Consider the following 14,142-nt stretch of genomic DNA (forward strand, 5'->3'; position numbering starts at 1 on the left):
ATGGAACATTATGACGTCATTATCGTCGGCGGCGGCCCGGCCGGCTCCACCCTGGCCTGGGCCCTGCGTAACAACGGCAAGCAGGTCCTGCTGATCGACAAGGCCGACTTCCCGCGGGACAAGACCTGTGCCGGCTGGGTGACTCCGGCGGTTATCGATAGCCTCGGGATCGATCTGGAGGACTACCGCCAGTCCCGCGTGTTGCAACCGATCACCGAATTCCGTATCGGCATGATGGGCCAGCCGCCGGTGGACAATGATCATGGCGACGAGCCGGTGAGCTACGGTATCCGACGGTGCGAGTTCGACACCTACCTGCTGGACCGCGTGACGGCCGACAAACAGATGAAGACGGCGGTGAAGTCCATCGTCCGCGAGGAAGGCAACTGGATTATCAATGACCGCTGGCAGGCGCCCCTGCTGGTTGGCGCCGGCGGTCATTTCTGCCCGGTGGCCCGGGAATTGGGCGACGGGCCCGGCAAGCATGAAACCGTCGTCGCCGCCAAGGAAGTGGAATTCGAGATGACACCAGAGCAGGAGAAAGTCTGCGCCGCGCGGGGAGAGCAGCCGGAGCTCTGGTTCTGCAAGGACCTGAAAGGCTATGCGTGGGTCTTCCGCAAGGGGAACTTCCTCAATATTGGCCTGGGACGGGAAGACAACCACAAGCTGACCGAGCACCTGGAAGCTTTCGTCAATGAAATGAAGGCCCAGGGCCGCATCCCGTCCGACCTGCCCAGCCGCTTCAAGGGCCACGCCTACCTGCTCTATGCCCACGCCGAACGCCCGCTGGTGGATGACGGTATCCTGCTGATCGGCGACGCCGCGGGGCTGGCCTATACCCAGAGTGGCGAGGGCATTCGCCCGGCCATCGAATCCGCCCTGATGGCCGCCGAAACCATCCGCCGCGCTCCGGATATGAGTGCCCAGAGCCTCCAGCGCTATGGCGATGCCATCGCCGACCGCTTTGGTCGCCGTGCCATGCCGGATAATGGTGGCTGGCAGTTACCGGGGTGGGTAAAGACCTCCGTCGCCAGTGGGCTAATGCGGTCCCATTGGTTTACGCGGAAGGTGGTGACTGAGAAGTGGTTCCTGCATCAGGATGTGCCGGTTTTTAAGGCGGCGGTTTAGCAATAGCTTTGGAATTGCCGCCTCCCCCTCTCCCCTCTCCCGCAAGGGGCGAGGGGAGCTTATGGACCGAACTCGAGTTAATCTCCTCCCTCGCGAAAGGGTCTGGAAAGAGAGCTTAGGTCGAGAACTCAAGTTAATCCCCTCTCCCCTTGCGGGAGAGGGTTAGGGAGAGGGGTAAATAATAAAGAGGCCCCGCGGGGCCTCTTCTCCTTTCAGGCTATAGCAGCCACCCAATCACTCCACCGCAACTTCACTCACGTTGATCGTATAGAGCGTAGTCGTGCCGCTGACTTCGTTGCCGACCGCCAACAAAGGCTGACCCGTGGGGCTGTTGTCCGAAGGAATGAATACCAGTCCTTCCGGCCCCAGGTCTCCTGCCATGCCAGCCTCGAGATCCGTTTGCGAAACAGAGAAATCACGGTTGTTCAGGTACTGTACAAACTTCGGAGATTGCGGGTCCGTGATGTCGTACACCACGATGCCGCCAACGCGCTCCAGGCCGATAAACGCAAAGGTCTGGTCATTGATTTTGCCCAGTGCCAGCCCTTCAGGTTCAGGCCCCTTGTCGTCGGAGCGATTGTCGAAGCTGTTCTCGTCGTTATTGCCGTTGAAAAACTCCGGTAGCTGTTCCGCCGTAATGGTTTCGAAGTCGCTGCCGCTGTCGTAAACCAGGGTGCCATCCTCCGCCCAGATGGAGAACGAGCGCGTACCGTAGGCATAAAGCGTATCGAACTCGCAGTTGGCAAGCGCGTCATCCTTGTAGTTTCCGGCGCCGGCGGAATAGGGGTCACAGTTGTTGCTGATGCCCATGGTCCAGCTCGTATTGAGCCGGCCCAGTTGGTGGTCCTCCTGGAGATCCGGCAGCTCATCGAAGGCGCCCGCTGCCAACGTCAGATCCTTGATCCGGACCTCTTCGCTGAATCCGCCGTAGTCGCGCGAATCCCCCTCATTGGCCGTCACGTAATAGGCAGCCCCGCCTACGCTATAACTGGCGATCGAGTCAGGCTGATACATGCCCAGAACCGGCCAGTTGGCGATACGGATGGCCCCATCGTCATCGATCTCGTTGAGATCCCGGTTGCTGGGGTCGAGCTCGTTGCCCGTCACGCTGTGGTCCTTGTATCCGAGCGGGAGAACCGCACTTATAGATTGGGTCGCAAGGTCAACCTCCGCAACCGCGTTGTTCTCCTGCAAGGTCACCCAGGCTTTCGCGCCGTTGGGCGCTACTGCGATGTACTCAGGCTCAAAGTCCTGTGAAGCCGATGCGCCAGGGCCAAAAATACGGATACCTTGTTCACGAAGTTCGGCTTCCTTCCCGTCATAAGCCCGGAAATCAGCGGTAGCCACCGTGGCAGAAGCAACCCCATTGGTCAGGTCGATAATACTGACAGAGCCCTCGGGATCGTTGGCGTAGTCATCGCTCGGCTCGCCCTCGTTGGCTACAAGGATCTTCGACCCGTCAGGCGTGAAGGTGAGCATGTCCGGCAAAGCGCCAACAGTGACTTCTCCTACCTTATTCAGGTCTGTCGTGTTGTAGAAAACGACTTTGCCCGGATCCTGTTTCACGACAGCCTCGATAGCGACAGCAACCAGCCCCTCATGGACCGCTACGCTATTGGCACTGGCCCCCTCAGCGGAGGCGTCGATGGTATCGAGCAATGAGGGCATTGCGGGATCGTTGGCATCCAGTACGTCTACGGTGACGTCTGCGGAGTTCACGACGAACAGGCGTTTATTGGCCGCATCGTATGCAACGATCTCTGCAGCTCCCCCATCGAAGATTCCGGTATTGTAGGTACCCGCTACTTCCAGTTCGAGGGAAACCTGCGTGACCTGGTCATCATTGCCATTGGAGGGCTCATCATCGTCATCGTCGTCGCTACAGGCTGTCAGGCCCAAAGTAGCCGCGAGGATTGCGCAAGCCAGCAGGTTCTTTTTTGTGATCCATTCATTCGTCATCGTAAACGCCTCGTCCGGGAAGTGAGCAAGCAAACGAAAATCCCACCCGACGCTATGCGCGACACATGACAATTGCATGACTGGTGCAAGTCAGGACGATGACGTTTCCGTGACAGGACCCCGCGGATCTATACGGGAAGACGAGGGAAAGCAAAAACAAAAACCCCCGCGAGGTGCGGGGGTCGAACAGACGGCCTCATTATTCAGGCAGCTGGGTTACTCGCCCAGATAGGAGCGATACATCCAGACTGTCTTCTCTTGCTGGGAGATGTAATCGCTCATCAGGGCGACAGTGCCCTCATCATCCGCTTCGCCGGCAGTATTGAGGATATCGCGCTGCTTGCGGATCAGCTTGGCAAAGCTTTCCACAATAAAGCCAACCGCCTGCTTGCCATCACTGACGTCCTTGCGCTCTTCAACATCTGAACGCTCGATGTAGGTGCTATAGGCGTGTGCCGGACGATGGCCCAGGGTCAGGATGCGCTCGGCCACTTCGTCGATCTTCAGTAGCAGGTCGTCGTACAGCTCCTCGAACTTGGCGTGCAGTTCGAAGAAGTTGTCGCCCTTGATGTTCCAGTGGTAGCCACGAACGTTCATATAGAAGATCTGGTAGTTGGACAGCAGATCGTTCAGGTCGTTGGCGAGCTGTTCCGTTTTTCCCGTATCAAGACCAAGCAGATTCGTACTCATCAGGTAGCTCCTTCTAGTCAGTTTGGATTTGAGCTTGCTTACAGCTTATTACGTCGCAGCCGGATAAAAAGTTTATTGACCGTATTATTTCAATAGGGTCGCGCTATGCCTTTTCAAGCTATATAACTGAAATTTCACATTTCAGCTGATACAGGACCTTGATCGAGATCAAGGCCAATTGATAGTCGCCTGCTATTAAAACAAGAAATTCAATTTACTTACCAATGATTCTCAGTTTCGTTTTAATTGAGCACAGGACGTTGTTCATAGCGGAGTTGATCATGAGTGTACTCAAGCTGTTTTTCCATAACCACGGAGCGGAGGGCGATCACTCGCTGACCAAGACGATCACCTTCGCGTGTACTCACTTCACTGTCGCCTTCACCGTGGCCTATCTGCTGACGGGCGACATCATCATCGGCAGCCTGATCGCCATGGTCGAGCCAGCGATCAATACGGTGGCCTACTTCTTTCACGAGAAGCTGTGGAATCGTCGGACTCAAGGTCGTCGCACCCCCGGGGACCATAACCAAGGTAGCTCCGTGGAGCAGACGCCGAAGGTCACTGCGGCATAATCTGGCCGACCATTCCTGAGCACTTTCTCCGAAATTTTCCCCTGCTGCCCGCCTTCGAGCGGGCTTTTTTATATCTCGCTGCAAAGGCCTACGGCCCCACCTACCTGTGAGAACGCTCGCCGGCGTTCACCGCAAACGTCCCGATCAACGACAGGTTTATTGACTCGTTAATTAATTCTAATGATAATCGTTTGCATTCGTATTATTTATAACGGAGTAAGCCATGTTGTGCCGAGGGAATCGCCTGCACCATCCGGCGGCGGGGAGTGCCTTGTTATGCCTGTTGTTCACCGGGTCCCCCGTTCTTGCCGCCGAAGCGTCGGCGCCAATGGTCGCGGACAGCAGCCTCTACCTGGACGAACTGGTCGTGACCGGTACCCGCACACCACGCAAGGTGAGCGACACGCCGGTGCGCACGGAGGTTGTTTCCGAAGAGGAGATCCGCAATACGCACGCCCATACCATCAAGGAAGCGTTGGACTACGCGCCCGGCGTGCTCTTGCGGCAGATCCATGGTAAGGCAGGCTATGAAGTCTGGATGCAGGGCTTCAATGCGGACCGCGTCAGCATCCTGATCGACGGCCTGCCCCTGACTGCGACCACCGGTTCCTCAGTCGACGTCACTCAAATCGACACCCTGGACATCGAACGCATCGAGATCGTTAAAGGCGCTGTTTCCGCCCAATACGGCAGTTCGGCCATGGGCGGTGTGGTGAACATCATCACCCGGCCGATCGACGAGGGGGTTTCTGGCAAGGTGATCCTCGATGGCGGTACTTATGGGGACCAGAACCCCAGCGGAGAGGAATGGGACTTCGCCCGCCGCAATGGGCAGGCCACCATCGATCTGGGCGGCGAACAGTTGCGCTACCGGATGTCGGTTTCCCGGCAGGAAACCGATGGTATCGATCCCGAACCGGACACCTGGGAGCAGCCCGGCGATGCCGTGGAGCGAACCTACGTCGCCAACCGGCTGGAATGGCTGCCCGCCGAAGGTCATCGCATTTACGGCCAGGTAAGCTACTTTCGCGAAGATGCCCGCTCGCGCTATCTACTCATAAGCCCAGGAAATGCCCCGGACAACGCTGCCAAGGACGAGCTCGCCGAACGCTGGCGCGGAGCCCTTGTCGGCCAGCATACCCCCTTGAGCGGTCCCGAGTGGCACTGGAGCCTGCTGCATGAAAATCTCGAGGACGACACCAACAAGTACACGGCCGACGCGAGCTTCGACAATCGGGACGCGACCCATACCCGCTCCCAAGCGTCTGGCTGGACGCAATTCGAACCGCTGGACAATCATCAGTTGCAGTTGGGTACGGATCTTCGCCACACCAGCCTCGAACAATACAAGGACGGCGTATCTGAACTGATTGACGAGGGCGAATTCACGCAGAACAGCAAGGAACTCTGGCTGCAGGATACCTGGTTTGCCGGCCCCCGATGGGAATGGGTTCCTGGCCTGCGCTTCCAGCATGATTCCGATTTCGGCGATCACTTCGCACCCAAGCTCAATGCCCGCTATGACCTCTTCGAAAGCGACAACGTCAACATGTACCTGCGGGGCGGCTGGGGTGTCGGGTATCGCGTGCCCAACCTCAAGGAACGCTACTACCTGTTTGACCACAGCCAACTGGGCTACATCGTCAACGGCAATCCGGACCTGGAACCGGAAGAATCCGACAGTTACCAGCTCGGTTGGGGTATGTCCTACCGGAACACCGCCTGGTTCGAGGTCAATGCCTACCTCAATAACATCGATCAACTGATCCAGACCGAGGTGGATTGGGATGCGACCGCGGAACGGGCCGATAGCGTGCAGGTATACCGCTACACCAACGTGGAACGTGCCCGGACCCAGGGTTTCGAGGTGACTGCGGGCTGGCAGTTCCACCCGGGCTGGAAGCTCTCTGCCGGTTACAGGTTACACCTACCTGGATGCCGAAGATCGCGACACCGGCGAGCCCCTCACCCGACGGCCCGAGCACCAAGGCACATTTTCGCTGGATGGCCTGACACCCTTACCGGGCCTGGCCTGGCTGATCCGTGTTCGCAGCCAGAGCGACGAGCTCGTCGACGTCCAGAACGATCTGGAATCCCCCGGTTTCACGACGATCGACCTGAAGCTGAACCAGGACCTCGGCGACAGCCTGCGTCTGTTCGGCGGGGTCAACAACCTCACGGATAAACAACGCAACTTCGATAACGCCAGCGATTTCGGCCCAGTCTCCGGACGCTACATCTACGCCGGCGTGACCCTGGGCTTCGGCAAACCGCTGTGACGCCAGACAGTTTCCAACCGACCACGTGCAACAACAAGACAACCTTCACTCATAAAGGAAAGACATCATGATCCACTCACGTTCCATTCTTTCGCTGGCGGCTACGGCCCTTCTGCTCGCAGGTTGTGGCGGAGGCAGCAGCAGTAATGACATCTCCGACGACGGCGGCAATTCGGGCGGCGATGACCAGCAGGCCGGCGTGACCACCCGGCAGCTCGATGCCAGCGATGCTTCCACACCCGTTTACCTGAATCTCGACACCGGCGAAACGGTGGCGCTGACGCCCCAGGAAGCTGCGGCATCAACGGATTGGCACTTGGCGTTTCTACGCATGGGCATCCAGTTGAACAGTGGCGCGTCGGGCCTCGGGCATGTGGTTGGCGCTGTCGGCGCGGAGCAGGCGGATTTCTATGACGACGAGGGTAACCCAAACACCAGTGTCTTCCTGAATGCGACGGCTGACAGTGAGCTGGAACATCTGCTGGCCGAGATGACCCAACCCTCAAACTGGACCGACGAAGCGGTGACCAGTCAATTCGCCGACGACTGGTACGTCTATGATTTCGCCACCCATACCGTCTCCGCGAATAGCAATAATGGCTGGCTGGTGCGCTCAGGTGAGGGTGATAGCTATGCACGAATGCAGGTTACGGCCTTCGATATGGACACTTACACGATTGAGTTCGACGTCCAGCCAGCAGCCCAGTCAACGTTCACGACATCGGCCACCTTTACGGGCACGCTCCCGAGTGGCTCCGGCGAACTCTGTTTTGACTTTGATGCAAATGCAATGGCGGACTGCAGCACAACAGCGTGGGACCTCAAGCTGGGCTACGGTGCCCGAACCCTTTACCTGCGCAGCAACAGCGGCCCATCCGGTAACGGTGATGGCGGCGTCTTCGGAGCCTTCGAATGGGCTGAACTCGACACCTACACCAGTGCAACCCTCACGCCTGCCGGGGAGTCAATCGCACGGTTATACAATGCGGACGCAACTGGAGGCATCTTCGTGGACAGTTCCTGGTATGCCTACAACCTGCAGGGCACACACAAACTCTGGCCCAACTACCGCGTCTACCTGATCGACACCGACAGCACCGACGATACCTCACCCATCTACGGCCTTCAGGTCATTGGCTACTACAACGACGCGGGAACCAGCGGCTACCCGCGAATTCGCTGGAAAACCGTCGAACTGACCCCGGCAAACTGATCGCGGAGACTGAGAACATGCAAATCGAAGCAACGATGCCGGACCCCCTGGCCGAACGCTGGGCTGCACTCCGGGCCGACAATCCAGGTCTACGCATCCGGCAGGCTGCCAGCGAACTGAACGTTAGCGAACTGGAACTCCTGCTATGCCGGGAGCCCGGTGAGGTCCAGCCGCTCAAGCCTGAATTCCCGGCAATGCTGGAAACGATGAAAACGGTGGGCGAAGTGATGATCCTCGCCCGCAATGAGTCGGTGGTACATGAGGTCACCGGCGTCTTCGCAGAATTCCGCACCTCCAGTTCCGGCGCGATGGGATTGGCCGTCGGCCAGATTGACGTCCGGGTGTTCTTCCGCAACTGGGCGCACGGTTTCCGGGTAATGGAACAGGTACGCTCGGGTAACCGGGAAAGCCTGCAGTTCTTCGACGCCCATGGCCAGGGGGTGCAGAAGATCTACCGAACGGACAGGACCGACACCGCGGGCTGGCAGGCGCTGCTGACCCGATTCCTGGAAGCAACCCCCGTGACCCCGTCCCTCGAACCCCCAAGACCTCCCCTGAACCGGGTGGACCGCGAATCGGTGGATGCCGAAGCCCTGCGGCGGGACTGGTTGGCCCTGAAGGATACCCACCACTTCAACGCCATGCTCAAGCGACATAATACGGACCGCCTCACTGCGTTGGAATTGATCGGTACCGACCAGGCCTTGCGCCTGGACACGCCGGACGCAGACGCTGCGGACGAGAGCGGGTATTCTGTGCTCGAACGGCTGCTGCGCCAGGTCAGCGCCAGCCAGTGTCCGATTATGGTGTTCGTCGGCAATCCGGGTATCGTGCAGATTTTCACCGGTCCGGTTTCCAGGATCGTGCCCACCGGCCCCTGGGTCAATGTGCTCGACCCGGGATTCAACCTCCACGCCAACGTCCGTTCGATCAGCCAATGGTGGCGCGTGCGCCGTCCGACGACCGATGGCGTGGTAACCTCCGTGGAAGGCTACGACGCCGAAGGTGAGCTGGTGCTGACGCTGTTTGGCGAGCGCAAACCCGGCCAGCGGGAAGACGAGCGATGGCAACAGGAAGTTCAGACACTGGAGAGCACGTTAGTATGCAATTGAGGAAGATCATCGGCCTGGCCGCGATACTCATACTGGGGTGGGCGGGTGCCAAAGCGGCCGCCGAACCCCGCATCGTAAGTGCCGACGGCGCCATTACGGAAACCATTGTTGCGCTGCACGCTACCGACCTTCTGGTCGGTGTGGACACCACCAGCCAGTATCCACCGCAGGTCATCGCCGGGTTGCCCAAAATCGGCTACCTGCGGGCCCTACCGTTGGAAGGCGTACTCTCGCTCAAGCCCACCCGGCTGATCACCACGGAGGAAGCCGGTCCGGATGTAACGCTGGACGGCCTCGGCGAGGCCGGGGTCGACGTAGTCGAGCTGCCCGTTGCCTGGGATGTTGATGCCGCTCTGGAGCGCATTCGCCGCGTGGGTGACTTGGTCGACCAGCAGGACCAGGCCAATGAGCTGGCGAACCGGATGGCGGCGGCTATCGACAAGGTCCAGACGTCTATGGCCAATAAGACGGACGCACGTGTACTGGTCCTGCTTGCGGCCGGCGACCATGGCGTTATGCTTGCGGGCAAGGAAACTGCCGCGGACGCGCTGCTCGAGACCCTGGGTCTGCGCAACGCACTGGATGACGTGAGCGGTTACAAACCCGCCAGCCGTGAAGCCTTGTTGGTTGCCGATCCGGATGCCATTGTCATCGCGGAGGCGCGGCCCGGCCAGTTCCAGCCTGCGGACTGGCCTGCCCTGATCCATCTCAAGGCCTGGGAGGACGGCCATCGGGTCACCGCCAACGCGATGCTTCTGCTAGGCTTTGGTCCGCGCCTGCCCGAGGCCATGCAGACCATCGCTGCTATCGTGCCCGAATCCACTGCGGCAAACGATACGGCCCATGCACACTGAGGACGTCCGGCGAATGCCGACACCGGTCAGCTATGCGGTGTTGCTGGCCATCCTGCTGGTCGCTGCTGTGTTGGCCCTCTCCAGCGGCGCCTACCCCGTAGCCATCGAAGACCTGCTGAAGATGATGGCCGGCATCACGCCGAATGACCCAACGGCGGAGCTGGTGCTGTGGGATATTCGCATGCCCCGGCTGCTGTTGGGACTACTGACGGGCGCCGTTTTGGCGGTGTCCGGCGCGCTGCTGCAGGGTCTGTTCCGTAACCCCCTGGCCGATCCCGGTTTGATCGGTGTTTCCAGCGGAGCCGCATTGGCTGCCGTTGCGGTCATTGTATTGGGCGGCAGTGGTTTGGCGAGTTGGACGGCGTTGGCCGGTCGCTGGTCCCTGCCCCTGGCGGCGTTTATCGGCGGCAGCGTCACCACGTTGCTGGCCTGGCGCATCGCCAGCCGTCAGGGCCAGACCAGCGTCGCGCTGTTGCTGCTGGCCGGTATCGCCATCAACGCCATTGCCGGCGCCGGGACGGGCCTGCTCACCTTCTATGCGGATGACAACGCCCTGCGCTCCCTGACCTTTTGGACCATGGGCAGCCTGGCCCATGCCCGGTGGGAAGACCTCTGGCTGGCGGGTCCCTGGATGCTCATCACGCTGATCATCGCGCCGCTACTGGCCCGCCCGCTTGATGCTTTCTTGTTGGGAGAGCCAGTGGCCGGTCATATGGGGTATTCGACCGCCTGGGTGAAGCGCGGCGCTATTGCCCTGGCGGCCCTGGGCGTCGGCGCGGCAGTCGCGGTGACAGGGCTGATAGGCTTTGTCGGGTTAGTGATTCCTCACTTGCTCCGACAGATCTTCGGTGCCGGACATCGCCTGTTGCTGCCGGCTTGCGCCCTGGGCGGTGGCGCCTTGCTGGTGCTGGCCGACTGCCTGGCGCGTGTCGTGGTTGCTCCGGCGGAATTACCCATCGGCCTGATGATGGCGCTGTTGGGTGGCCCTTTCTTCCTGATGCTGTTGATGCGTAATCGATTTGCCTGAGTGACTCATGAACGATCTGTCTTCACAACCTGGCGCCATGACCTCGGAACCCATGCTCAAGGTCGATCAGCTTAACATTCGCCTCTCGGGCCGCCCGATCCTTGCCGACGTTAACCTACGCCTGCATCCGGGCGAACTGGTGGCCCTGCTCGGCCCCAACGGTGCGGGTAAATCCACGTTGGTGCGAACGTTGGCCGGCGAGCTGCATGCGCCTGCCAATAGCATCCACTTTGCCGACCAGCCACTCGGCCAGTGGCGCCGGTCCACCATCGCCCGACATCGGGCCGTGATGCCGCAAAAGGTCGACCTGCAGTTCCCCATGACGGTCGAAGAAGTCATCGCGCTGGGCCGTCCGCGGGAAAAACCGGAGCAGCGCGGGCGGGTGATCGATGCATTGCTTGAACGACTGGATATCGAGCACCTGAAGACGCGGCTGGTGCCGACGCTATCCGGCGGCGAGCAGCAACGTGTCCAATTGGCGCGGGTGCTGGCGCAGGTCTGGGATCAGCCCGATCCTCGCCTGCTCCTGCTTGATGAATGCACATCCGCCCTGGATCCGGCGCACCAGCAAGTGGTATTCGGCCAATTGCGGCAGCTGGCATCGGCAGGCTATGGCTTACTGGTCGCTGTGCACGACCTCAACCTGGCGGCGCAGTATGCCGACCGGCTGGTCCTGATGAAGGGCGGCCGGATTGTCGCGGATGACTCCCCCACCAGCGTGCTGACACCGGATATCCTGAAAGCGGTCTACGGCCTATCAGCCCGGGTGACGATGCTACCGGAAGGCTATCCGTTGGTAATCCCGACAAGCGCCGACCAGTGTCCCTGATACCCGGGATTACGCGCCGGGACCGCACTCAAGGCACCGATCGACCAGTTCCGGACCAATATTGAGTTTGCGGTTGAGGTCCCGCAGGGCTGAGCGCACACCTTCCTCGATGACGGGATGGTAGAACGGCATGTCCAGCATTTCACTCACCGTCATGTGCTTCTGTGCTGCCCAGGCCAGCAGGTGACCGATGTGCTCCGCTGCCGGGCCGAATATCTCGGCGCCGAGGAACAGGCCACTGCCATGCTCACCGTAAACCTTCAAGATCCCACGGTCCTTACCGATCACTCGGCTCCGGCCCTGATCTTCGAAAGACAGCTCACCCGTGGCATAGCTGTCGCGACAGCGTTCCTGCACCTGATCAAGTGTCAGCCCGACGGTAGCAATCTGCGGGTCGGTGAAAACGATCGACAGAGGTACCCGGCGCAGACCGGCACGCATATCCGGATAGCGCCCGGCGTTATCCCCGGCTATGCGACCCTCATCGGTGGCTTCATGCAGCACGGGGGCCTCGTTATCGGCATCTCCGGCAATGAAGATATGGCTCTTGCTGCAACGCAAGGTGTAGTGATCGAAAATGGGCACGCCTCGATCGTCCAGCTCGAGTCCGGTATTTTGCAGGTCCAGGCGATCCACATTGGGGCGTCGTCCAGTGGCCGCCAGCAGATAATCAAACTCCTCGCTCACTTCGCCCTTCATTTCGTCCTCGAACGTCACACGGACACCCTTCGCTGTGCGTTCGACAGCACTGACGTTGGCCGACGGATCCAACGGAAACTCCCGGTTGAACGTCTCCTGCGCATAGTCGCGAAGGGCTTCGTCGCGGATCGCGCCGATGCTGCCGCTGACCCCGAACATGCGAATGCGCACGCCCAGGCGGCTCAGGGCCTGACCAAGCTCGAGACCAATGATGCCGGGACCGAATACCGCCACTGACTCGGGCAGGTCCTCGAGTTCGAACACCGTATCGTTGACCAGAAGCCGATCACCGGCGGCCTGCAGGAATTCGGGAATATTCGACCGCGAGCCGGTGGCGATCACGAAGCTGCGAGCCTCGATTTCGACCTGGCCGCCCACCACCAGTCGGTGGTCGTCGATGAAACGCGCCATGCCCTTCAGGCGATGTTCTGGGGGAAAACTCTCTACGGTTTCAAGCACACCACCGACGAATAGGTCCCGCTCGCGGCGCACGCGCTCCATAACGGCCTTGCCGTCAATCTTCACACCTTCGGCATGGATACCGAACAGGTCCGCGCCAGTCACGTTATGTGCGGCTTCTGCGGCGGCAATCAGCAACTTGCTCGGCATGCAGCCCACCCGGGCACAGGTGGTGCCATACTGATCGCCCTCGATGACCACCAGGTTTTCGGTGTGCTTGCGGGCGGCCTTGTAGGCCACCATGCCCGCCGTACCGGTGCCGATTACAGCGACATCGACTTTGCGTTTTTCCATGCTGACGTTCTCCATCTATCCGATGCGGTTAGCTTTCGATCATTGTCACGTGAAAGATTATGCCTTCCTTTTCGTCCTTGCACTTGATGGGACGCAAGCCTCGCCGACCTACTTAACGATGCAACCTCCTGCGCGCGGCAACTACTCCCAATCCATGAAGCCATAAAAGATGCACAGTAAATTACTTGCACCAAACCAGGGCAAAAACTGTAGCTTGACTCGATATCGCCTTTTCCCGATGCTGGCTCTTTTCAACCCCGCCCAAGGCTCCCCTCATGCTCCAGTACTGGCCCGAATTCCTGACCGTTGCCCTTGTCCATTTCCTCGCCGTAGCCAGCCCAGGGCCGGACTTTGCCGTGGTGCTGCGCCAAGCCATCACCCAGAGCCGGCGCAATGCGATGCTGACTTCCGTTGGGGTGGGGCTGGGCATTCTGGTACATGTCACCTACTCGCTGCTCGGTATCGGCCTGTTGATCCAGCAATCGGTCATGCTGTTCAACGTTCTCAAAGTGGTGGGCGCCCTCTACCTGACCTGGATCGCAATCCAGTGCCTGCGCGCCAAACCGGGCGGCATTCAGGTGGCCGCCAGCAACGGCCCCGCGCAAACGCCCGGCAAGGCCTTCAGGCTCGGCTTTTTGACCAACACCCTCAACCCCAAGGCGACGCTCTTCTTCGTGTCACTCTTCTCCGTCGTTATCAGCCCCGGTACGCCGGTGGACGTGCAGGTGTTCTATGGTGTCTACATGGCCGTTGCCACCGGCGGATGGTTCGCGATGGTGGCGCTCTTCTTCACCCTGCCGCAGGTGCGGCGAGCGTTTGCCCGTTTCGGCCACTGGCTGGACCGACTGATGGGCGGCGTACTGATTGCTCTCGCCGGACGCCTGATGCTCTCTGCTGCTGGCACGGAAACTGCTGATTAGAGGTACCGGAGCAAAACCGGAGTTTGCTTGCCGGTTCCTGGCGACGCCCTGTTTGGCTCGATGAGCTACGCTAAAATCTAGTACTGATCGCCGGGAACGTCGAT

12 protein-coding genes and 1 pseudogene are annotated in these 14,142 nt (G+C 60.0%); 10 read left to right on the forward strand and 3 right to left on the reverse strand.

Going from position 1 to position 14,142, the window contains the following annotated elements; translation table 11 throughout:
* On the forward strand, positions 1-1,128 hold the full coding sequence (locus RE428_RS21845; protein WP_004580039.1) for an NAD(P)/FAD-dependent oxidoreductase: 1,128 nt from the start codon (positions 1-3) through the stop codon (positions 1,126-1,128).
* A gap of 234 nt (positions 1,129-1,362) precedes the next feature.
* On the opposite strand, the gene RE428_RS21850 is transcribed toward RE428_RS21845, so the two are convergent.
* The gene (locus RE428_RS21850; RefSeq protein WP_004580038.1) at positions 1,363-3,087 is read right to left on the reverse strand and encodes a choice-of-anchor I family protein; all 1,725 of its coding nucleotides are present in this window, start codon (positions 3,085-3,087) and stop codon (positions 1,363-1,365) included.
* A gap of 216 nt (positions 3,088-3,303) precedes the next feature.
* Positions 3,304-3,777 (reverse strand): Dps family protein, encoded by a 474-nt coding sequence (locus RE428_RS21855; protein WP_004580037.1) that lies wholly within the window; start codon positions 3,775-3,777, stop codon positions 3,304-3,306.
* Positions 3,778-4,058: 281 nt separating this feature from the next.
* On the opposite strand from RE428_RS21855, the gene RE428_RS21860 reads away from it, so the two are divergent.
* From RE428_RS21860 to RE428_RS21895, 8 genes and pseudogenes are all read left to right on the forward strand, one after another.
* Positions 4,059-4,352 carry a DUF2061 domain-containing protein gene (locus tag RE428_RS21860; protein ID WP_051079764.1) on the forward strand — a complete coding sequence of 98 codons (294 nt, stop codon included), beginning with the start codon at positions 4,059-4,061 and terminating at the stop codon, positions 4,350-4,352.
* Positions 4,353-4,680: 328 nt separating this feature from the next.
* Positions 4,681-6,207 (forward strand): annotated as a pseudogene (locus tag RE428_RS21865) (TonB-dependent receptor plug domain-containing protein); the annotation flags it as partial.
* Between the two features lie 76 nt (positions 6,208-6,283).
* Positions 6,284-6,631: a TonB-dependent receptor domain-containing protein gene (locus tag RE428_RS21870; protein ID WP_264673106.1), complete on the forward strand. Its 348-nt coding sequence runs from the start codon at positions 6,284-6,286 to the stop codon at positions 6,629-6,631.
* Between the two features lie 67 nt (positions 6,632-6,698).
* A complete protein-coding gene (locus RE428_RS21875; RefSeq protein ID WP_004580034.1) occupies positions 6,699-7,844 on the forward strand; it encodes an HmuY family protein in 1,146 nt (381 codons plus the stop codon).
* Positions 7,845-7,861: 17 nt separating this feature from the next.
* On the forward strand, positions 7,862-8,956 hold the full coding sequence (locus RE428_RS21880) for a hemin-degrading factor (RefSeq protein WP_004580033.1): 1,095 nt from the start codon (positions 7,862-7,864) through the stop codon (positions 8,954-8,956).
* Positions 8,947-9,810: a heme/hemin ABC transporter substrate-binding protein gene (locus tag RE428_RS21885; protein WP_004580032.1), complete on the forward strand. Its 864-nt coding sequence runs from the start codon at positions 8,947-8,949 to the stop codon at positions 9,808-9,810. The genes RE428_RS21880 and RE428_RS21885 overlap by 10 nt, the downstream gene beginning before the upstream one ends.
* Positions 9,800-10,837, forward strand: a complete 1,038-nt coding sequence (locus RE428_RS21890) for a FecCD family ABC transporter permease (RefSeq protein ID WP_115840226.1) — start codon at positions 9,800-9,802, stop codon at positions 10,835-10,837. The genes RE428_RS21885 and RE428_RS21890 overlap by 11 nt, the downstream gene beginning before the upstream one ends.
* 52 nt (positions 10,838-10,889) lie before the next feature.
* Positions 10,890-11,666 (forward strand): heme ABC transporter ATP-binding protein, encoded by a 777-nt coding sequence (locus tag RE428_RS21895; RefSeq protein WP_040883062.1) that lies wholly within the window; start codon positions 10,890-10,892, stop codon positions 11,664-11,666.
* Positions 11,667-11,675: 9 nt separating this feature from the next.
* Here the strand turns inward: RE428_RS21895 and RE428_RS21900 are convergent, their stop codons facing one another.
* Positions 11,676-13,118, reverse strand: a complete 1,443-nt coding sequence (locus tag RE428_RS21900; RefSeq protein WP_004580029.1) for a dihydrolipoyl dehydrogenase — start codon at positions 13,116-13,118, stop codon at positions 11,676-11,678.
* 275 nt (positions 13,119-13,393) lie between these two features.
* On the opposite strand from RE428_RS21900, the gene RE428_RS21905 reads away from it, so the two are divergent.
* The gene (locus RE428_RS21905) at positions 13,394-14,038 is read left to right on the forward strand and encodes a LysE family translocator (RefSeq protein WP_004580028.1); all 645 of its coding nucleotides are present in this window, start codon (positions 13,394-13,396) and stop codon (positions 14,036-14,038) included.
* The last annotated feature ends 104 nt before the right edge of the window (positions 14,039-14,142 follow it).

The organism is Marinobacter nanhaiticus D15-8W (assembly GCF_036511935.1).
Classification (GTDB): Bacteria; Pseudomonadota; Gammaproteobacteria; order Pseudomonadales; family Oleiphilaceae; genus Marinobacter_A; species Marinobacter_A nanhaiticus.